This window comes from Curvibacter delicatus NBRC 14919 (genome assembly GCF_001592265.1).
In the GTDB taxonomy this organism is placed as follows: Bacteria; Pseudomonadota; Gammaproteobacteria; order Burkholderiales; family Burkholderiaceae_C; genus Hylemonella; species Hylemonella delicata.
On the sequence record NZ_BCWP01000108.1, the window covers coordinates 1 to 613 of the forward strand.

1 protein-coding gene is annotated in these 613 nt (G+C 54.6%); it reads left to right on the forward strand.

What is annotated here, in order from left to right; genetic code table 11:
* Nucleotides 1-613, forward strand: a 613-nt coding sequence (locus tag CDE01S_RS18025) for an N-6 DNA methylase (protein ID WP_157077215.1), incomplete at both ends; no start/stop codon positions are given.

Below are 613 nucleotides of genomic sequence, written 5' to 3' on the forward strand. Positions count from 1 at the left end.
CATCCACAAAATCGTCGATGTCTTCAATAAGCGGCTGACAGTTCCCAAGTATTCGCGTATGGTCTCACTGGAGGAAATTCAGAAAAACGAGTTCAACCTCAACTTGCCGCGCTACATAGATAGCCGGAACGTCGAAGACCTACAAGACATCGAGGGCCACCTGAAGGGCGGTATTCCCGTGGCGGATGTAGAGGCACTCCAGCCGTACTGGGACATCTGCCCGAACTTGCGAACCACATTGTTCAAGACCAACCGCCCCGGTTACCTCGACCTTGCTGTGGGGAAGAGCGCCATCAAAACCGTAATCTACGGGCACTCGGAGTTTTCCGCCTTCATCCAGGGCATGAACGCGCACTTTGCCTCTTGGCGCGATCAGAGTGCTGTCGCCCTCAAGACTCTGGTCCCCGGCTTTCATCCCAAAGACCTCATTGCACAGATGTCGGAAAGTCTGCTGGCCTGGTATGCGGACAAGCCGTTGATCGATAAATACGATGTCTACCAGCACCTCATGGACTACTGGGCGCAAACGATGCAGGACGACTGCTATCTGATTGCCGCCGATGGCTGGAAGGCCGAGACCTATCGCGTCATCGAGACCAAGAAAGGGAAGGAC